This is a genomic window from Williamsia sp. SKLECPSW1 (assembly GCF_054332755.1).
Window position 1 is genome coordinate 285,376 of record NZ_JBTGLI010000001.1, and the last position, 17,871, is coordinate 303,246.

Annotated in this window: 20 protein-coding genes; 9 read left to right on the forward strand and 11 right to left on the reverse strand. The window is 70.8% G+C overall.

The window, feature by feature from the left end:
* The 4 genes from ACXVUM_RS01380 to ACXVUM_RS01395 are packed head-to-tail and all read right to left on the reverse strand — an operon-like array spanning nucleotide 1 to nucleotide 3,035.
* Entirely contained in the window at nucleotides 1–1,164 is a 1,164-nt protein-coding gene (locus ACXVUM_RS01380) for an AI-2E family transporter (protein WP_458520097.1), read from the reverse strand.
* Between the two features lie 25 nt (nucleotides 1,165–1,189).
* On the reverse strand, nucleotides 1,190–2,149 hold the full coding sequence (locus ACXVUM_RS01385) for a TIGR03557 family F420-dependent LLM class oxidoreductase (protein WP_458520098.1): 960 nt from the start codon (nucleotides 2,147–2,149) through the stop codon (nucleotides 1,190–1,192).
* A gap of 5 nt (nucleotides 2,150–2,154) precedes the next feature.
* Nucleotides 2,155–2,712, reverse strand: coding sequence for a type 1 glutamine amidotransferase domain-containing protein (locus ACXVUM_RS01390; RefSeq protein WP_458520099.1), 558 nt, complete (start codon nucleotides 2,710–2,712; stop codon nucleotides 2,155–2,157).
* 47 nt (nucleotides 2,713–2,759) lie between these two features.
* The gene (locus ACXVUM_RS01395; RefSeq protein ID WP_458520100.1) at nucleotides 2,760–3,035 is read right to left on the reverse strand and encodes a DUF7218 family protein; all 276 of its coding nucleotides are present in this window, start codon (nucleotides 3,033–3,035) and stop codon (nucleotides 2,760–2,762) included.
* A gap of 140 nt (nucleotides 3,036–3,175) precedes the next feature.
* Between ACXVUM_RS01395 and ACXVUM_RS01400 the strand changes: the two genes are divergently transcribed.
* A complete protein-coding gene (locus ACXVUM_RS01400; protein ID WP_458520101.1) occupies nucleotides 3,176–4,348 on the forward strand; it encodes a PQQ-dependent sugar dehydrogenase in 1,173 nt (390 codons plus the stop codon).
* Here the strand turns inward: ACXVUM_RS01400 and ACXVUM_RS01405 are convergent.
* Nucleotides 4,335–4,562, reverse strand: a complete 228-nt coding sequence (locus ACXVUM_RS01405) for a hypothetical protein (protein WP_458520102.1) — start codon at nucleotides 4,560–4,562, stop codon at nucleotides 4,335–4,337. The genes ACXVUM_RS01400 and ACXVUM_RS01405 overlap by 14 nt on opposite strands.
* 126 nt (nucleotides 4,563–4,688) lie before the next feature.
* Here ACXVUM_RS01405 and ACXVUM_RS01410 point away from each other — a divergent pair, with 126 nt between their 5' ends.
* From ACXVUM_RS01410 to ACXVUM_RS01435, 6 genes are all read left to right on the forward strand, one after another.
* Nucleotides 4,689–6,974, forward strand: a complete 2,286-nt coding sequence (locus ACXVUM_RS01410) for a carbon starvation CstA family protein (protein WP_458520103.1) — start codon at nucleotides 4,689–4,691, stop codon at nucleotides 6,972–6,974.
* The gene (locus tag ACXVUM_RS01415) at nucleotides 6,971–7,162 is read left to right on the forward strand and encodes a YbdD/YjiX family protein (RefSeq protein WP_458520104.1); all 192 of its coding nucleotides are present in this window, start codon (nucleotides 6,971–6,973) and stop codon (nucleotides 7,160–7,162) included. The genes ACXVUM_RS01410 and ACXVUM_RS01415 overlap by 4 nt, the downstream gene beginning before the upstream one ends.
* A gap of 76 nt (nucleotides 7,163–7,238) precedes the next feature.
* The gene (locus ACXVUM_RS01420) at nucleotides 7,239–8,843 is read left to right on the forward strand and encodes a DNA-3-methyladenine glycosylase 2 family protein (protein ID WP_458520105.1); all 1,605 of its coding nucleotides are present in this window, start codon (nucleotides 7,239–7,241) and stop codon (nucleotides 8,841–8,843) included.
* Nucleotides 8,840–9,358, forward strand: a complete 519-nt coding sequence (locus tag ACXVUM_RS01425; RefSeq protein ID WP_458520106.1) for a methylated-DNA--[protein]-cysteine S-methyltransferase — start codon at nucleotides 8,840–8,842, stop codon at nucleotides 9,356–9,358. The genes ACXVUM_RS01420 and ACXVUM_RS01425 overlap by 4 nt, the downstream gene beginning before the upstream one ends.
* A 58-nt stretch (nucleotides 9,359–9,416) precedes the next feature.
* Nucleotides 9,417–10,430 carry a DNA recombination protein RmuC gene (locus ACXVUM_RS01430; RefSeq protein WP_458520107.1) on the forward strand — a complete coding sequence of 338 codons (1,014 nt, stop codon included), beginning with the start codon at nucleotides 9,417–9,419 and terminating at the stop codon, nucleotides 10,428–10,430.
* Nucleotides 10,431–10,479: 49 nt separating this feature from the next.
* Nucleotides 10,480–11,421 carry a DUF6542 domain-containing protein gene (locus ACXVUM_RS01435; RefSeq protein WP_458520108.1) on the forward strand — a complete coding sequence of 314 codons (942 nt, stop codon included), beginning with the start codon at nucleotides 10,480–10,482 and terminating at the stop codon, nucleotides 11,419–11,421.
* Nucleotides 11,422–11,431: 10 nt separating this feature from the next.
* Here ACXVUM_RS01435 and ACXVUM_RS01440 read toward each other — a convergent pair whose 3' ends face one another.
* Nucleotides 11,432–12,193 (reverse strand): fructosamine kinase family protein, encoded by a 762-nt coding sequence (locus tag ACXVUM_RS01440; RefSeq protein ID WP_458520109.1) that lies wholly within the window; start codon nucleotides 12,191–12,193, stop codon nucleotides 11,432–11,434.
* A 62-nt stretch (nucleotides 12,194–12,255) separates the two neighbouring features.
* On the opposite strand from ACXVUM_RS01440, the gene nadE reads away from it, so the two are divergent.
* Complete coding sequence (nadE, locus tag ACXVUM_RS01445; protein WP_458520110.1) at nucleotides 12,256–13,080, forward strand: ammonia-dependent NAD(+) synthetase; 825 nt, start codon at nucleotides 12,256–12,258, stop codon at nucleotides 13,078–13,080.
* Here the strand turns inward: nadE and ACXVUM_RS01450 are convergent.
* The 5 genes from ACXVUM_RS01450 to trhO form a co-directional block, all read right to left on the reverse strand.
* Entirely contained in the window at nucleotides 13,049–13,951 is a 903-nt protein-coding gene (locus ACXVUM_RS01450; protein ID WP_458520111.1) for an SDR family oxidoreductase, read from the reverse strand. The two genes, nadE and ACXVUM_RS01450, sit on opposite strands and share 32 nt — an antisense overlap.
* A gap of 28 nt (nucleotides 13,952–13,979) precedes the next feature.
* The gene (locus ACXVUM_RS01455; RefSeq protein WP_458520112.1) at nucleotides 13,980–15,071 is read right to left on the reverse strand and encodes an N-acetylmuramoyl-L-alanine amidase; all 1,092 of its coding nucleotides are present in this window, start codon (nucleotides 15,069–15,071) and stop codon (nucleotides 13,980–13,982) included.
* A 175-nt stretch (nucleotides 15,072–15,246) separates the two neighbouring features.
* The gene (locus tag ACXVUM_RS01460) at nucleotides 15,247–15,516 is read right to left on the reverse strand and encodes a DUF3253 domain-containing protein (protein WP_458520113.1); all 270 of its coding nucleotides are present in this window, start codon (nucleotides 15,514–15,516) and stop codon (nucleotides 15,247–15,249) included.
* Nucleotides 15,513–16,556 (reverse strand): CobW family GTP-binding protein, encoded by a 1,044-nt coding sequence (locus ACXVUM_RS01465; protein ID WP_458520114.1) that lies wholly within the window; start codon nucleotides 16,554–16,556, stop codon nucleotides 15,513–15,515. The genes ACXVUM_RS01460 and ACXVUM_RS01465 overlap by 4 nt, the downstream gene beginning before the upstream one ends.
* Nucleotides 16,553–17,407 carry an oxygen-dependent tRNA uridine(34) hydroxylase TrhO gene (gene trhO, locus ACXVUM_RS01470; protein WP_458520115.1) on the reverse strand — a complete coding sequence of 285 codons (855 nt, stop codon included), beginning with the start codon at nucleotides 17,405–17,407 and terminating at the stop codon, nucleotides 16,553–16,555. The genes ACXVUM_RS01465 and trhO overlap by 4 nt, the downstream gene beginning before the upstream one ends.
* Before the next feature lie 43 nt (nucleotides 17,408–17,450).
* Here trhO and ACXVUM_RS01475 point away from each other — a divergent pair, with 43 nt between their 5' ends.
* Nucleotides 17,451–17,858, forward strand: coding sequence for a DUF4190 domain-containing protein (locus ACXVUM_RS01475; protein WP_458520116.1), 408 nt, complete (start codon nucleotides 17,451–17,453; stop codon nucleotides 17,856–17,858).
* Nucleotides 17,859–17,871 lie beyond the last annotated feature (13 nt).

The window sequence follows — 17,871 nt, forward strand, 5'->3', positions numbered from 1 at the left end:
TCAGGATTCCGCCGCGTCCTCCGCGTCGCGGTTCTTCTCGAGCGACACCGGCTCGACGTCGTCCGGCTCCTCATCGACGTCCTCGGGATCGTCGGTCCGGGCGCGGACCTGTTCGCCGTAGTAGCGGATGGCGACGGCGCCACAGGCCGTGGCAGGGACGGCGAGGAACGCACCGACGACCCCGAACACCGTGCCGCCCAAGGTGACCGCCAACAGCACCACCACCGCGTGCAGGTTCATCGACTTCGACTGCAGCCACGGCTGGAGGATGTTGCCCTCCAACTGCTGCACCGCGACGATGATCGCCAGCACGATCAACGCGGTGACGAGTCCGTTGGACACCAGCGCGATGAGCACTGCCAGAGCGCCGGCGACGAAGGCGCCGACGATCGGCACGAACCCGCCGACGAAGGTGATGATCGCCAGCACATAGGCCAGCGGCACCCCGAGCACCACCAGTCCGATCCCGATGAGCACCGCGTCGACGAGGCTGACCAGCGCCTGCGTGCGGATGAAACCACCGAGCGTCCCCCACATGCGGCTCAGCACCTCGGCGACGTGCGTCGCGCCGGGACTCCCCACCGACCGTCGCAGCCACGGGAGGAACCGCGGACCGTCCTTGAGCAGGAAGAAGGTGACGACGGCAGCGGTGAACAAGGTCACCAGTGCCGACGTCGCCGCCCCGACACCGGTGAACAGGCCCGCCGCGATCTGCGCGCCACTCGACTCGAGGCGGTCGGTGATCGCCGACACCGCCGAGTTCAACTGCGAGTCACTGATGTTCAGCGGCGGACCCTGCAGCCAATCCTGCACCTGACGGATGCCGTCGACGGACTTCGCCGACAGCACCGACGCCTGGTCGGCGATCGACGGCGCCACGGCGGCCACTATCCCGGCGATGACGCCCGCTGCGACGACCACGGCGATCAACGCCGCGAGCGCGGGCGGCACCGACCGCGACCGCAACCATCGCACCGGCGGCCACAGCACGGTGCACACGATCGTCGCCAGGACGACCGGGAGGATGATCACCCACGTCCGGGAGACCACCCATCCGACGACCCACAGCGCAGCCGCCACGAGCACCACCTGCACCGCGACCACCGACAGCGACCGCAGGTGCGAGGCGTACACCGATCCTCGGGTGGTGACCTGGCGACTCATGCCGCCATGGTCACACACCCAGGCGTCAGACGGACGAACGGATCGTTTCGATCAATTCGGACTTGCAGAGTTCGAGGAAGGCGTCGACGTCCGGGCCGGCGTTGAGCACCGTCAGGTGGTCGAACCCGGCGTCGGCGAACTCCTTCGCCGACGCGACGTGGGCGTCCAGGTCCGGCCCGCACGACATCGCGTCGGCGATGTCGGACTCGCGGATCGACGAGGTCGCCGCCTCGAAGTTGATCGGGTTCGGCAACTCCGACTGCACCTTCCACCCGGTGAGGCCGAAGCGGAACATCGAGTGGGCCGCGCTGACAGCGGAGTCGACGTCGGTGGCCCAGGCCATCGGCACCTCGCAGTAGCGCGCCCCCGACCCGCCGGCGCAGCGGTAGGCGGAGACCAGGTCGCCGTCGGGTTCGGTGCAGAACAGACCGTCGCCGGCACGGGCGGCGATCTCCGCCGCGTTCGTCCCGCCGGCGGCGACCACGATCTCCGGCAGGTCGTCCGGCAGGTCGAACACCCGCGCGTCGTCGAGGGTGATGTGCTTGCCCTCGTACGACTGGTATCCGCCCGACCAGAGCAGCCGGATGACCTCGATCGCCTCCCGCAGCATCTCGTGCCGGATGTGCGCGGACGGCCAGGGCGCCCCGGTGATGTGCTCGTTGAGCCGCTCACCCGAGCCCAGGCCGAGCGTGAAGCGCCCGTCGGACAGCACCGCGGTGGTCGCGGCGGCCTGCGCGACGATCGCCGGGTGGTACCGGATGATCGGGCACGTGACTCCGGTGGCGAGCTGCAGCGTCGACGTCTGCGCGCCGATCGCCGCCAGCATCGACCATGCGAACCCGGAGTGCTGCTGGCTGTAGAGCCACGGGTGGAAGTGGTCGGACACCTCGACGAAGTCGAACCCTGCCTGCTCGGCGACGACGGCCTGGCGGACGATCTCCTTCGGGTCGAACGCCTCGGCCATCAGCTTGAAGCCGATCTGCATGGGCGTCAGCCCTTCGCCACGACGGAGACGACGCGCTCACAGAATGCGGGCAGGTCGTCGGGGTTCCGGCTGCTCACCAGGGTGTTGGGGCCGGAGGTGCACTCGACGACCTCCTCGTCGACCCACGTGCCACCCGCGTTGCGGATGTCGGTCTGCAGGCTCGGCCACGAGGTGATGGTGCGCCCGGACAGGACACCCGCCTCGACGAGAGTCCACGGGGCGTGGCAGATCGCGGCCACGGGCTTGCCCGCGTCGAAGAATCCCTTCGTGAACGCGACGGCCTCGTCCACCGTGCGCAGGTAGTCCGGGTTCGCGACGCCGCCCGGCAGGACCAGCGCGTCGAAGTCGGACGGCGTGACGTCCGAGACGGTGGAGTCGACGGGGAACGTGTCGGCCTTGTCGAGATGGTTGAAACCCTGGACCGAACCGCTGTCGGTGGAGACGAGCTTCGGCGTCCCGCCGGCCTGCTCGACGGCCTTCCAGGGCTCGGTGAGTTCGACCTGCTCGATCCCCTCGGGGGCGACGAGGAAGGCCACGGTCTTGCCGGTCAATTGGTCAGTCATCGTTCATGCTCCGTTCGTCGTGCGGGTGGTGCCGGTGGTGCGGCGACTCAGCGGTCGCGCAGCATCTCCACCAGCTCGTCCTTGTTCTTGTCCGAATAGCCGTGCAGATCAAGCTCTTTGGCCCGATCCTTCAGCTCGTCGACGGTCCAGTCCTCGTACGAGGGTGATGTCCCGCCCTTGTGTCCGACCTCGGACCGGCCGCGATTGGCGGCCGCGTTGGAGATCCGCGCCGCCTTCTCCTTCGAGTTCCCCTCGTCGCGGAGTTCCTCGTAGAGATCGGGATCCTTCAGCTGCGGCTGGTCTTCGTCCTTCTTGTCGGCCATGCGCTGCTCCTTCGCCGCGTGCGTCGCCGCACGGCTGGTCGCGGACGTCGTCAAGGCACAGCAACGCTTCTCGGCTGTACGGACGACGGTACACTCGCCGCCCCCTCGGGAAAGGCTCTCCCGCTGGTACGGTCGAAGAGGTGAACCGATCGCGGATCGCCCGGTATTCCCCCGTCGCGGCAGCGGTCGTCGCCGCCCTCACCATCTCCGCGTGCAGCTCGGGCGGTGACGGTGACCCGGATTCCGCGGCCACCACGCCATCGGGTCCCTCGCCGTCGTCCGGCGCCGCCGACTCCGTGCGTGTCTCCGATGTGATGACCGAGCTCGACCACCCCTGGGACGTCGTCCTCGACAAGGCGGGGAACGTCGTCACGGGTGAGCGATCGGGGCGGATCGTGGTGCGCCACAGCGACGGCCGCGTCGAGCAGGTCCGCGCGGACACCGGCGACGTCCGCGCACGCGGCGAGGGTGGGCTCATGGGCATGGCCCTCGCGAACGACTTCACCACCAGCCGATCCGTCTACACGTGTTTCGCGAGCACCGCGGGGGACGTGCGTCTGGTGCAGTGGACCGCGGCCCCGGACTGGACGTCGATGACGCGCGCGCAGGACGTCCTCACCGGGATCCCGATCAACGCCAGTGGACGCCACAGCGGCTGCCGCGTGTTGCCCGCGCCCGACGGGTCGCTGTTCGTCTCGACGGGTGACACCGCATCCCCCACCGTCGCCCAGGATCTCGGGTCGCTCGGCGGAAAGGTGTTGCACATCAACGCCGATGGATCCCCGGCGGCAGGCACCGTGCCGGGCACCCCGATCCACTCCTTCGGACACCGGAACCCGCAGGGGATGACGTTCCTCCCCGGCACCGATCGCCTCTACACGACCGAGCACGGGCCCACGATCGACGACGAGGTCAACCTCGAGGTGCCCGGGGCGAACTACGGGTGGGACCCCGACACGGGCACCGGCGCCTACGACGAGAGCGTGCCGATGACGGACACCCGCAAGTTCCCGTCGGCGGTGGGAGCGGTGTGGTCGTCGGGCGACCCGACGCTCGCCGTCGCCGACGTCGAGGTCCTCGGTCCGTCGTGGGGGAAGTACTCCGGCATGCTCGCCGTCGCCACGCTCAAGGCCCAACGACTGATGCTGTTGCGTCTGTCGCCCGACGGCCGCACGACCACCGATCGTGTCGACCTGCTCGACGGCCGTGAGGGACGACTCCGGTCGCTCACGACAGCGCCGGACGGGTCCCTGCTCGTCACCACCGACAACGGTGGCGGCGCGGACAAGGTGCTCCGGGTCAGTCCCGTCTGATCCGGCCGCGCCGGAACGAGCGCACCCGGGCGAACACCGATTCGACGGCCGCGAGGTCGGCCACGGCGGCGGGTTCCGCCGCGCCGGGATGGCCCTCGGCCGCGATAGCGTCGGCCACCGGCCGCTCGCCGTAGAGGCCCATCATGATGTCGACAGCCCACCCCGGGTACTCCGAGAGCGGGATGTCCCGTTCCTTCCGCCGTGTTACGCGCACGTTACGAGAATGACACGTAGTCGCGCGTTCATCCAGCATTCGGTGCAGGTCGCCCCGAATGTAGAGTGACCCGGGCCACATCCGGCCCCTGCACACCCCACGGCCCGCACAGGAGTTGACCCGCTCGTGACAGCCACCAGGGATGCTTCCGGCGACGTCCTCGACAACCCCGAGATCGAGCTCGTCCGGACAGACCCCGCCGCACCTCCGGTCGCCATCGTCGACCGCTCCCCCATGACCGTCGGCAAGCGACTGCTCTTCGCCGCGATCGGACTCCTGGGCGCCGTGTCCTGGGCCGTGATCGCGATCGTGCGCGGCGAGTCGGTGAACGCCGTCTGGTTCGTCCTGGCCGCCGTCTGCACCTACGTGATCGCGTACCGGTTCTACGCCCGGCTCATCGAGACGAAGGTGATCGTCCCCCGCGACGACCACGCGACACCCGCCGAGTTGCTCGACAACGCCAAGGACTACATGCCGACCGATCGGCGGGTGCTGTTCGGCCACCACTTCGCCGCGATCGCCGGCGCAGGGCCGCTCGTCGGACCCGTGCTCGCGGCGCAGATGGGGTACCTCCCCGGCACCATCTGGATCATCGTCGGCGTCGTCTTCGCCGGCGCCGTCCAGGACTACCTGGTCCTGGCCATCTCCACCCGACGACGCGGGCGCAGCCTGGGCCAGATGGCCCGCGACGAGCTCGGCGCCGTGGGCGGCACCGCGGCCATCGTCGCGGTGTTCGTCATCATGATCATCCTCATCGCCGTCCTCGGACTCGTGGTCGTCAACGCCCTCGCCGAGAGCCCCTGGGGCGTCTTCTCTCTCGCGATGACCATCCCGATCGCCGTGTTCATGGGCGTCTACCTGCGCTACCTGCGTCCCGGTCGCATCTCCGAGGTGTCGGCGATCGGATTCGTGCTCCTCGTCCTCGCGATCGTCGCCGGTGGCTGGGTGGCCGAGACGTCATGGGGCAAGGACTGGTTCACCCTCTCGCCCGTCTTCCTCTCGTGGGCGATCATCGTCTACGGCTTCGCCGCGGCGGTCCTGCCCGTGTGGCTGGTGCTCGCCCCGCGCGACTATCTGTCGACCTTCATGAAGGTCGGGACGATCGTGCTGCTCGCCGTGGGGATCCTCATCGCCCGGCCCGTCATGGAGGCGCCGGCCGTCAGCGCATTCGCCGGCAACGGCAAGGGGCCGGCGTTCGCCGGATCGCTGTTCCCGTTCCTGTTCATCACCATCGCGTGCGGTGCGCTGTCGGGGTTCCATGCGCTGATCGCGTCGGGCACGACGCCCAAGCTCCTCGAGAAGGAGGGTCAGGCGCGGGTGATCGGCTACGGCGGCATGCTCACCGAGTCGTTCGTGGCCATCATGGCGCTCATCACCGCCTGCATCCTCGACCAGCACCTCTACTTCGCGATGAACGCACCGAAGTCCGTCACCGGCGGCACCGCGCAGACTGCCGCCGAGTACACGAACACCAAGCTCAGCCTCCCCGGTCCTCCGACGTCGGCCGAACAGCTGCAGGCGTTCGCCGACGGCGTCGACGAGGACTCGCTGGTCTCCCGGGCCGGCGGTGCCCCCACCCTCGCGATGGGCATGTCCGAGACACTGCAACGCGCGTTCGGCGGCGATTCGCTGCGCTCGTTCTGGTACCACTTCGCGATCATGTTCGAGGCGCTGTTCATCCTCACCACGGTCGACGCCGGCACCCGCGTCGCGCGGTTCATGCTGTCCGACGGACTCAGCAACATCAAGGGCGCCAAGCGTTTCGCCGATCCGTCCTGGCGTGTGGGCGCCTGGATCTGCACGCTGATCGTCGTGGCCGGGTGGGGATCGATCCTGCTGATGGGCGTCACCGACCCACTCGGCGGCATCAACACCCTGTTCCCGTTGTTCGGCATCGCCAACCAGTTGCTCGCGGCGATCGCTCTGACCGTCGTGCTCGTGGTGGTGATGAAGAAGGGCATGTTCCGCTGGGCGTGGATCCCCGGTGTGCCGCTGGTCTGGGACCTCGCGGTCACGATGACCGCGTCGTATCAGAAGATCTTCTCCTCCAACCCGGCCATCGGGTACTGGCAGCAGCACAGTGATTTCGTCGCCGCGCGCGATTCCGGACAGACGACGTTCAGGACGGCGAAGACCGCCGAGGAGATCGACGCCGTGATCCGCAACACCTTCATCCAGGGCACCCTGTCGATCGTGTTCGCGGTGCTCGTGTTGATCGTCGCCGCGGTCGGGCTGTGGGTGTGCATCCGCGCGGTGCGGGCGGGCGGACTCCCCACGACCGAGGTGGAGCCGGTGCCGTCGCATCTGTTCGCACCGAGCGGTCTGGTCACCACACCCGCCGAGCGGGCTGTCGCCGAGCAGTGGCGTGAGTACGAGAAGACCCGGGATCCGTTGGGGGCGAGACGGACATGACCGGGATCCGCACCGGTCTCTCGACGCTCCGCCGCTACGTCGGGGACGTCATGGGGGACAATCACTACCAGCGGTACGTCGCCCACCATCGTCGACATCACCCCGGCACACCGCTGATGTCCGAGCGGGAGTACTGGCGCGCCCGGCACGCCGACGCCGACGCGAACCCGGGCGCCCGCTGCTGCTGACCGGTCGGCGGGCACGCGGATCGTCGTGTCCGAAACCCGCTGGTGGACGACCGGCGCGACTGGCACCGTGGAGGACATGACGGCACCCCCGACAGCGCTGACGGCCGACGGCGGCGCGATCGCACTGGACCACGACGGGTGCTACCGGGCGCTGGCCTCGCGCGACCGTCGGTTCGACGGTCAGTTCTTCGTCACCGTCACGTCCACCGGGATCTACTGCCGCCCATCGTGTCCGGCGATCCGTCCGCGCCGCGACAACGTCGCCTTCGTCCTCACCGCGGCGGCGGCACAGCAGCGCGGCTTCCGGGCGTGCCGTCGCTGTCTCCCCGACGCCGTCCCCGGCTCACCACTGTGGGACGTCCGCGACGACCTCGCGTCGCGCGCGATGCGGCTCATCGGCGACGGCGTCGTCGACAGGTCGGGCGTCGACGGGCTCGCGCAGTCGCTGGGGTACTCCGCGCGCCACGTCACGCGGGTGCTCACCGAGCAGCTCGGTGCCGGGCCGCTGGCACTGGCGCGGGCGAACCGCGCCACCACCGCGCGGCTGCTCATCCAGTGCACCCCGATGCCGATGTCCGACATCGCCTTCGCCGCCGGCTTCGCCAGCATCCGCCAGTTCAACGACACCATCCGCGAGGTGTTCGCAGAGTCACCGACGGCGCTGCGGCGACGCGGCGGCGACCCCGGCGTCCACGACGGGACGACGATCCGCCTGCGACTGGGCGTGCGCCGGCCGTTCGCACCGGCGTGGCTGGACTGGTTCCTGGCCGGGCACGCCGTCGACGGGCTCGAACACCACGACGGCACGACATTCCACCGCGCGGTCACCACACCCCACGGGCACGCGATCGTGTCGGCCACGCTGCACGCCGATCATGTCGAGGGCGCCGTCCGAGCGCGCGACCTCCGTGACCTCGGCCCGGCGATCGCCCGGCTCCGCCGCCTGCTCGACCTCGACGCCGACGCCGAGGCGGTCGACGCCGCTCTGGCCGACGACCCCGAGATCGGTCCGCTCGTCGCCGACTGGCCGGGAATCCGGGTCCCCGGCGCCGTCGACGGGTTCGAGACGCTCATCCGGACGATGGTCGGTCAGCAGATCAGCCTGGCAGCGGCCCGTACCCACGTCGGGCGGCTCGTCGACACGCTCGGGGAACCGATCGACACCGGGACGGATCCGTCGTCGGGTCAGGCCGTCACCCGACTGTTCCCGACCCCGGCGGCGATCGCCGAGCGCGGCCACGAGGTCCTGCGCGGACCGCGTCGCCGCGTGGCCGCCATCTGCGGGGTCGCCCGCACCGTGGCGGAGGGTGCGCTGCCGCTGCATCCGGGCATGGAGGCCGGCGAGCTGCGCGCGTCACTGCTCGCGCAGCCCGGGATCGGGCGCTGGACCGCCGACTACGTCGTGATGCGCGTCCTGCGCGACCCCGACATCCTCCTCGACGGCGACCTCGTGCTGCGACGTCACGCCGACGCACTCGGCATCGACCTCACCGACACGGGCCGGTGGGCGCCGTGGCGCAGCTACGTGTCGATGCACCTGTGGCGGCACGCCCTCGCCCCGAGCGTCCCCCTCCTCCGGCCGACGACGACACCGCCTCCGGACGGCGATGGAACCGATCCGCCGTCGCGTGCGTCCGATTCCACGACAGCATCACCACGATCCGGGCAGGAGACCCCATGACCACCACAGGCATCACCGCACAGACCACCGTCCTCGGCGAACCGTTCACGATCGTCGCGGTCGACGACGTCGTCGTCGCGTCCGGCTGGACCGGCGACGTCGACGAACTCCTCGCCCTCGTGCACCCCCGCCTCCGCCCGGAGGCCGTCACACCCGGTGACCTCCCGGCCGCGGTCGAGGCCGCGCGACGCTACGACGACGGAGACCTGACAGCACTCGACGCCGTGGCGGTCACCCAACGCAGCAACGGCGCCTTCCTGGAGACCGCCTGGGCCGAACTCCGCCGCGTCGAGCCGGGCCGGCCGGTCTCCTACCGCGACTTCGCGTCCCGCTTCGGGCACGAGAACGGGGGGCGTGTCGGTGCACAGGCATGTTCGCGCAACGCCGCCGCGCTGTTCGTGCCCTGCCACCGTGTGCAGCGCTCGGACGGGTCGATGGGCGGCTTCCGGTACGGCATCGAACTGAAGCGGCGCCTGCAGGCCCACGAGACGCACCACGCCCGCCGCGCCGCCTGACGCGGTCCCCGGGCGCTCGTCGGCGGGGTTGTCGGACCCGTCCGGCACCCTGGCGGCCATGAGCACAACCGTCGTCGTCGTGGGTGTGGTGTGTGCGGTGCTCGGCGCGGTCGCCGGCTGGATCCTGCGCGACCGCCGGGTCTCCGGTGACGCGCTGGGGCCGGTGCGCGAGACGCTGGACCGGCTCGCCGCGGAGATGCACCGCGTCGACCGAGCACGCATCAGCGCCGACGCGGGTCTGGCCGCCCAGCTCGACGGGATGCGCGCGGCGTCGAGCGAGCTCGGCGACCAGGCACGCAGGCTCGCGTCCGCACTGCACACGCCACACCTGCGCGGGCGGTGGGGTGAGGTCCACCTGCGTGCCGCCGTCGAGGCCGCGGGCCTGAGCAGACACTGCGACTTCACCCCTCAGCTGCGCACGTCGACCGGCAAGCGCCCGGATCTCGTGGTCCACCTGCCCGGCGGACACGACGTGGCGGTGGACGCCAAAGTCCCGCTGCACGCCTACCTCGACGCGGCCGCGACCGACGACCCCGACCTCGAGGCGGCGTTGCTCGTCGATCACGCCCGGGCGGTGAAGGCCCATGTGGTCGCACTGTCGGCGAAGGGGTACTGGCAGGAGGTACGGCGCTCCCCCCAGTTCGTCGTCCTGTTCATCCCCAGCGACGCCATCCTGGAGGCCGCCTGCCGGGCCGATCCGGACCTGCTGGAGTTCGCGTTCGGACGCGACATCGTGCCGGCCACCCCGTCGACGTTGGTGGCGCTGCTGCGGACGGTGGCGCTGAGCTGGCGGGAGGACTCCGTCGCCCGCGACGCGGAGGAGATCCACCGACTCGGGCGTGAGCTGCACCACCGCGTGGCCACCATGGCCGACCACTTCCACCGCGTGGGCGTGAGCCTGGGTTCGGCGGTGACCGCATACAACGCGACGGTGGCGTCGATGCAGTCCCGCGTCCTGGTGACGGCCCGTGCACTCGGCGAGCTGGACGCGTACGCCGGTACGGAAGGGCTCCCGACCGACCGACCGGCGCCGGTGGACGTCAGCGTCCGGGGTGTGACACCACCGGGGTGAGCCGCCACGGTGCACCGGCGAACGGGGGTACACCCGGTAGGGTCTGACCGTGTTCTCCGCCCCCCAGGCCCGTGCGGGCGTACCGACGGGTCGTCAGTCGGTCCTGCCGACGGTCCGGGGTGTGCCCTGGTGGGGCGCGGTCCTCGTCGCCCTCGTGCCCACCGCCCTGGGCGCGCTCATCGACGGCGGCAGCAGCGGGGCCTTGTCCACGTGGTTCCGCGTGCTGTACGTCATGGGCTGCGTCGCCGCGGTTCTCGCGGTGCGTCGCAAGGCCCTCTTCACGGCGATCACCCAGCCCCCGCTCATCGCGTTCGCCGTCGCACTGGTGGCGTTGTACTCCCTCGAGGCCGACAGCAGCTCCGGCATCCGGGGTCTGATCATCAACGTCATGCTGCCCATCGCGAAGACGTTCCCGGTGATGGCGTGGACGTTCGTCGTGGTGGGCCTGCTCGGCGCGGCGCGCTGGTATCTGACCCGCGGTGACGCGACCGCCACGGCGCAGCGGACCCGGCGTCGCGCGGCGCCCGCGAAACGCGCGACAGGCACCCGGCGCGCATCCTCCCGTCGTGACGACCGCGAGACGTCGCGACGTGACACGGGGGAGACGCCCCGTCGCGACACCGGCGAGACACCCCGACGCCGCGCGGCCGAGGGAGCCCGTCGCACAGCGGCCGAGACGCCGCGGCGACGTGCCGCTGCCGGCGACCCGCCGCGCCGCCGCCCTGCCGACCCATCACCCCGCCGGGCGTCGGAACCGCCTCGGCGGACCCCCGAGCCGCCGCGCCGATCGGGCACGCCACGTCGCCCCGACGAGATGCGCCGCGCGCCCGAACCCGGTGTGATCGCCCGCGAGAGCCTCGGGTCGCGGGAGGCCTACCGGCCCCGTCGCGCCGAACCGCCGACCCGCAGGCCGTCCACCGACGCCTATCGCCCCACCGAGCGGGCCACCGAGATCCCGTCGGCTCCCCGGGCGCGCTACCGCGGCGTCTGACCCCGCCGGGTCACAGCTCCAGCACCGCTCGCGCGGCCGCGCCCAGGGCACGGCCGTATCCCGGTCCGTGTCCGGCGGCGTGCACAGCGAGCGGATGCAGTTGGTGCAACGGCGTCCGCTCCCGCCACCCCGTGCGCAACGGCGACTCGGCGTCGTAGGCCGCGACGATCTCGTCGAGGCGTGGGCACCCGAACAGGTCCAGCATCGCCAGGTCGGTCTCCCGGTGCCCGCCGTGGGCCGCGGGGTCGATCATGACGACCCCCTCGGGCGTCCACATCACGTTGCCGTTCCACAGGTCCCCGTGCAGACGGGCCGGTGGCTCGTCGTCGTCGAAGGCGCCCTCGGCGATGCGCCCGCACACCTCTCGGACCACGACGGCGTCCTCCTCGGCGAGGTTGCCGGCGTCGACGGCCACACCGACGAACGGCAGCACCCGCTGCTCGGCGTAGAACCGACCCCACGTCGGCGCCGGGGTACACGGCTGCGCGCGGCTGCCGATGAAGGTCGTCCCGTCGAACCCGTCGGGCGGTGACCCGAACGCGTCGGCGCCCGCCGCATGCATCCGCGCGAGTGCCTCGCCGAATGCGTGGGCGGCCGCACGGTCGGGTGCGGCGCTGTCGAGTCGGCGCAGGTCGATGTGCTCGTCCCCGACGTCGACGACCTCGACGACCGGCGCCCCGGCCGCGGCGAGCCACCGCAACCCAGCCGCCTCCGCGGCGAAGAAATCCCGGGGCGCACCCGGCCTCGTCTTGTGGTGCACGTCTGCCGTCATGCCCCGATCCTGCCGGTCTTCTCCCACTGCGCGACATCGGCACCCGTCGCTACCATCGTGAGATGCGTCCTCTGCAGAAGGCCATCATCGCCGAGCTCGACGTGACCCCGGAGATCGATCCCGCCGCCGAGGTCCGGCGTCGCGTCGACTTCCTCAAGGACTACCTCCGTGCCACCGGGGCGGCCGGCTTCGTGCTGGGGATCAGCGGCGGACAGGACAGCACCCTGACGGGACACCTCTGCCAGCAGGCGGTCTCAGAGATTCGCGCCGACGGCGGCGACGCGCAGTTCGTCGCCGTACGGCTCCCCTACGGCACGCAGGCCGACGAGGACGACGCCCAGATCGCGCTGCGGTTCATCGGTCCCGACCGGTCGGTCGTCACCAACGTCAGGCCCGGGGCCGACGCGACCGTCGACGTCGTCGGCGACGCACTGGGTGAACGTCCCAGCGACTTCGTCCGCGGCAACGTCAAGGCGCGGGAGCGGATGATCCTGCAGTACGCCATCGCCGGTCAGCTGCAGATGCTCGTCGTCGGCACCGACCATGCCGCAGAGGCGGTCTCGGGATTCTTCACCAAGTACGGCGACGGCGGCGTCGACCTGACCCCGTTGACCGGTCTGACGAAACGGCAGGGCGCCGCGATCCTGCGCCATCTCGGCGCCCCCGAGTCGGTGACCAGCAAGGTGCCGACGGCCGACCTCGAAGACGACCGTCCGGCGCTGCCGGACGAGGAGGCACTCGGCGTCACCTACGCCCAGATCGACAGCTACCTCGAGGGCGAGGACGTCGACGACGAGGTCGCCGAGCGGATCGAGTCGCTGTTCACCCGTACCCGTCACAAGCGCACGGTGCCGGTCACCCCGTTCGACGACTGGTGGCGCGACTGATACGCGCGAGGCGATCGAAGCGGTCGTTGCCGATCCGCATCACGATCTCGTAGGGCAGGGCGAACTTCCGCGCGAACCACCAGGCGACACGGATGTCGATCGAGGTGTAGACGAGGAACCGGTTGCGCCGTATGCCCGCGAGGATCGCGTCGGCGACATGCTCAGGGGACACCGCCCGGGACTCGAACTGCTCCACGGCCTTTCGGACGACAGGGTGATCGCGGTCGATCCCGGCGATGTCCACGGTGCCGACCAGGGGGGTGGCGACCGCGCCGGGCACCACCAGGGAGACCCCGATCCGGTGGCGTCGGAGGTCGAACCGGAGCACCTCCGACACCCCGCGGATGCCGAACTTGCTCGCGCTGTACGCGGCGTGCCAGGGGAACGCGAGCAGTCCCGCCGCCGAGGAGACGTTGACCAGATGGCCACGGCCGCCGCGCTCCACCATCGGCGGCACGAACGCCTCGATCACGTGGATCGGACCCATGAGGTTGACCTCGATCATGCGTCGCCACGTCTCGTGGCTGAGGTTCTCGACGGTCCCCCAGGCCGACACCCCGGCGACGTTGCAGACGACGTCGACCACGCCGTGCGCCGCGATGATCCGGGCGGCGAGTGCGTCGACCCAGTCGTGATCGGTGATGTCGCCGACCGACGCGTCGAGGACGGTCCCTCCGGACCCGGCGATCAGGTTCTCGGTCTCGGCGAGTCCGGCACCGTCGATGTCGGTGATCGCCACACGAGCCCCGGCCGCGGCCGCGGCGACTGCGAGGGCACGTCCGATGCCGCCCGCCGCGCCGGTGACGAACACCGACCGACCGGTGAGGTCGGGGACGGGCGGTCGCATGAACACCAGGTCGCGCACACCCATCCGGCGGGGTCCCTTCCCTCGAGGTCGCTCAGATGGGCAGTTTGCCACCAAAGGCTGTGTAGACGACCGAAAGGACCGATTTCAGGATGTCCGACGCGGCGTCGGACCCCTGACCCTGGATGAGCGCGAGGACCGACGACGGGTCCTTGCTCTGCAGGACCTGGGTGAGCAGCGGCAGTACCGCCTGCAGGCCCGAGAGGTCGAGCGGGTTGGACGTCGTCGGCGGAGTCTCGCCGGTCGGCGGGTTCTGGCTGCCCTGCGGCAGGCTGGGGCTCAGGGCCGTCGAGGCCGGCGTCGCCATGAGGTACTTGACGATGCCGTCGATGAGCGCGACCGCGTACTTGACCTGTCCGCTCTTGCTCGCGAGCTGGTCGGCCTCGGCCGGGTTCGAGAGGTTGCCCATCTCGACGAAGACCTCGGGCACGCGGGTCAGGTTGACCGCGGCGATGTCGGACCGGGTCTGGATCCCGTCGACGACGCCGGCGTAGTTGGCGGGCGGGAACCCGGCGGCCTTGAACGAGTCACGCATCTGGTTCGAGGCGACCTTGCCCGTGGTCGACGCGACCCGTGTGACGGCGACGTCGGGCACGGGCAGCTGCGGGACGATGATGTGGAAACCCTTCTTCACCGGGTCCGCGCCGGGCGACGTCGAGTCCGCGTGGACGCTCACCGCGATGTCGGCCTTCGAGGCGTTGGCGGCGGCCGCACGCTCGTCGACGCACCCGCCCCACCCGGTGTCGTCGGGACGGCTCAGCACGACCTTGGCGCCCTGGCTCTCCAGGCCGGCCTTCACCAACTGCACGACGTCCCAGTTGACCGTGTGCTCGGCCGCCTTGTTCACGCCGACCGCGCCGGTCGTCTGGCAGTCCTTCGTCCCGCCGCGGCCGTCCGGGACCTGCTTGCGCAGGTCGTGTCCGGCTGCCGAACCCTGATGGCCGGGATCGAGGAACACGGTGCGGCCGGCGAGTGCGTCCTTCTTCTCGGGGGCCGGCGCGGGGGCGGCAGGCGTCGCGGGGGCGGCCGACACCGCGGGAACGGTGACGGCACCGGCCGCGATCACGACCGCGGCGGCGCCGGCGACCGACGAGACGATCCGGCGGCGGAGGCGTGTGCTGGTCATCGCATCTCTTTCGGCACTCGAGGAACACTCAGGGCAGCAACGCAGGTGGCCTCACAGGCCACTGCAGTCACAACTGTCACACGAGGTGACTGCCAGCGCAAAAAATTGCGTCGACACACCGGTGAGATCGTTGACGTCTGCGGCGTGTCGTGATGGGCCCGTGACCCTCGGGTGATCAGTCCGTGCCGCGCGGCAGACGGATGCGGATCGGTCCGCGGATCGTGTCGGGATCCACCACCTCGCCGTGCTGGGTGATCTCGACGTCGCCCGAGGCGACCAGCTCACGTGCCGCCTCCCGGACCGGCTCCATCAGGGGCCGCCAGTCGTCGGGATTCAGCCGCCGTGCGACGTCGGACGGACAGATCGACGACGTCGGCGCCCGCTGCGCGAGGAGATCGAGGACAGCGCGGCACAGTTCCCGGCGATCCGGTATGGCGCCGCTCATCGTGGTGCACCCGCCGTCGTGCGCAGGTGACGGGTCACGGCGATCGCGGCCCGGGCGTCGACCGTCTCGTCGTCTCGGACGGGGAGGTCGTCGAGTACGGAGCGCACCGCATCGACGTCCATCCCGGCCCCGATGACGACCAGCTCCCCCGCCCCGGCGGCACCCCGATGCGGTGTGGCGTCGACGAAGCCGCCGACCGCATGCACCACGATCGGCGCGCGATGTCCCGGACCACCGAGGCGCACGACTCCCTTGATCCGGTACGCGCCGGACGGCGGCCGTTCCAGCAACGCCGCGAGACGCCGTGGGTGCAGCGGTCGGGCGTCGACCAGTGCCAGCGACTCGTAGCGGTCGTGGGCGTGGCGGTGGTCGTGGTCGTGGCAGCCGTCGTCCGCGACGAGGAGGTCGGCGAGCTCGAGCTGACGCGGTCCGCTGTCGACGCGCTCGTCGGGGATGTCGAGCAGCAGCGCCGGATCCACCCGCCCGTCGACGACCTGGGTCACCGCGGCGGTCGGGTTCAGCGACCGGACGTGGGCGACGACCGCCTCCCGGCGAGCGTCGTCGACGCGGTCGACCTTGCTGATCGCGACCAGGTCGGCGACGGCGACATGCCGATCGATCTCGGGATGGTCGGGGCGGATCGCGTCGATGTTCTCCGCGTCGACGACATAGACCAGGCCGCCGTAGGCGATCCGTGGGTCGGCGGAGGCGGTGATCATCCGCACGACGGCGACGGGTTCGGCCAGACCGCTCGTCTCGACGACGATCGCGTCGAGCGCGGACGACGGTGACACCAGACCCGCGAGCACCTCGCCCAGCGTGTCGGCGTCGGCCGTGCAGCAGATGCACCCGTTGCCCAACCGCACGGCGCCGTCGACCGACCCCGCGACGAGCAGCGCATCCACCGACACCGCCCCGAAGTCGTTGACCACCACCCCGATCCGCGCACGCGACCCGGATCGCAGGAGGTGGTTGACCATGGTCGTCTTGCCGGCGCCGAGGAACCCCGAGAGCACCACGACCGGCACCGGCGGCCTCATGCCGGCCCGCCTGCGGCGGCGCAGGACGGGCACCGGACCGCCTGATGGCGATCCTCGGCGGACACGTCGACGACGGTGTCACCCGGCGCACCGCAGCGATCACAGGTGCCGACGACGGCGGCGTCGGCGGAGAACCGCACGGTGGTGCGGCGGTCGAACACGTACAGCGAGCCCTGCCACAACCCGCGGTCGCCGAGATGGTCTCCGTAGCGGGCGATCCCGCCGTCGAGTTGGTACACCTCGGAGAACCCCCGCTGGATCATCAGCGCGCTGAGCACCTCACACCGGACGCCGCCGGTGCAGTAGGTGACCACGGGACGGTCGCGGAGATGGTCGAAGTCGCCGGCGTCGAGCATCGCGGTCAGGTCGGTCGTCACCCTCGCCGGTGGGCGGACCGCACCGCGCATGTGCCCGACACGCGACTCGATCTCGTTGCGGCCGTCGAAGAAGACGACGTCGTCGCCGCGGGCGTCGACGAGAGCGTGCAGGGCGTCGGGATCGAGTCGCACACCTCCCCCGACGACACCGTCGTCGTCGACGACGAGATCGGGCCTGCCGAACGTGACGATCTCGGGCCGCACCCGGACCGACAGTCGCGGGAAGTCCTCGGCACCTCCGTCGGACCACGTGACGTCGGCGGGGGCGAACGCCGGGTACTCCCGGGTCGAGCGGACGTACCGCTTCACCGCGCGGATGTCACCACCGACCGTCGCGTTGATCCCGTGCGGCGCCAGCACGACACGACCCCGCAACCCCAGCGACGCACACAGCGTGTGCTGCCAGAGACGGAGCGCCTCGGGGTCCGGCAGCGGGGCGAAGACGTAGAAGAGCACGATCTTCGACTGGGACACGCAGCCAGGATACGAACCCTCTGTCGCCGCTAAGCTCGCCGCCATGACACAACCCCCGTATGGCCAGGAACAGCCGTATGGTCAGCAGCCTCCCCACGGGCAGGAGCCCGGGTTCGGGAAGGAGCCGCCCTTCGGCGGTCAGCCGCCGTACGGCGCACCGCAGCCACCGCCGTACGCCTACCCGATGGTCCGCCAGACCAACGGGAAGGCGATCGGTGCGTTGGTCTGCGGAATCGCCGGACTGGTGACGTGTCTGCTGTTCCTCGGGATCCCCGCCGTCATCCTCGGCAACCTCGCGCTCGCCGAGATCGACGAGTCGCGCGGCACGCAGGACGGACGTCAGATGGCGATCGCCGGACGCATCCTCGGATGGGTCGGTGTCGCGTTGATGATCCTGGCGCTGCTCGCGCTGTTGATCGTCCTGATCTTCGCGGTGGCCGCCACCCGCTGATCGGCGCGGCGCC

Excerpts from the sequence above, each read along its gene's own strand:
- nadE (WP_458520110.1), top strand. The coding sequence starts at position 12,256 with ATGCGTCCTCTGCAGAAGGCCATCATCGCCGAGCTCGACGTGACCCCG.
- ACXVUM_RS01455 (WP_458520112.1), bottom strand. The coding sequence starts at position 15,071 with ATGACCAGCACACGCCTCCGCCGCCGGATCGTCTCGTCGGTCGCCGGC.
- ACXVUM_RS01425 (WP_458520106.1), top strand. The coding sequence starts at position 8,840 with ATGACCACCACAGGCATCACCGCACAGACCACCGTCCTCGGCGAACCG.
- ACXVUM_RS01380 (WP_458520097.1), bottom strand. The coding sequence starts at position 1,164 with ATGAGTCGCCAGGTCACCACCCGAGGATCGGTGTACGCCTCGCACCTG.
- ACXVUM_RS01430 (WP_458520107.1), top strand. The coding sequence starts at position 9,417 with ATGAGCACAACCGTCGTCGTCGTGGGTGTGGTGTGTGCGGTGCTCGGC.
- ACXVUM_RS01465 (WP_458520114.1), bottom strand. The coding sequence starts at position 16,556 with ATGAGGCCGCCGGTGCCGGTCGTGGTGCTCTCGGGGTTCCTCGGCGCC.
- ACXVUM_RS01475 (WP_458520116.1), top strand. The coding sequence starts at position 17,451 with ATGACACAACCCCCGTATGGCCAGGAACAGCCGTATGGTCAGCAGCCT.
- ACXVUM_RS01450 (WP_458520111.1), bottom strand. The coding sequence starts at position 13,951 with ATGGGTGTGCGCGACCTGGTGTTCATGCGACCGCCCGTCCCCGACCTC.
- ACXVUM_RS01385 (WP_458520098.1), bottom strand. The coding sequence starts at position 2,149 with ATGCAGATCGGCTTCAAGCTGATGGCCGAGGCGTTCGACCCGAAGGAG.
- ACXVUM_RS01395 (WP_458520100.1), bottom strand. The coding sequence starts at position 3,035 with ATGGCCGACAAGAAGGACGAAGACCAGCCGCAGCTGAAGGATCCCGAT.
- ACXVUM_RS01460 (WP_458520113.1), bottom strand. The coding sequence starts at position 15,516 with ATGAGCGGCGCCATACCGGATCGCCGGGAACTGTGCCGCGCTGTCCTC.
- ACXVUM_RS01390 (WP_458520099.1), bottom strand. The coding sequence starts at position 2,712 with ATGACTGACCAATTGACCGGCAAGACCGTGGCCTTCCTCGTCGCCCCC.
- ACXVUM_RS01440 (WP_458520109.1), bottom strand. The coding sequence starts at position 12,193 with ATGACGGCAGACGTGCACCACAAGACGAGGCCGGGTGCGCCCCGGGAT.
- ACXVUM_RS01420 (WP_458520105.1), top strand. The coding sequence starts at position 7,239 with ATGACGGCACCCCCGACAGCGCTGACGGCCGACGGCGGCGCGATCGCA.
- ACXVUM_RS01415 (WP_458520104.1), top strand. The coding sequence starts at position 6,971 with ATGACCGGGATCCGCACCGGTCTCTCGACGCTCCGCCGCTACGTCGGG.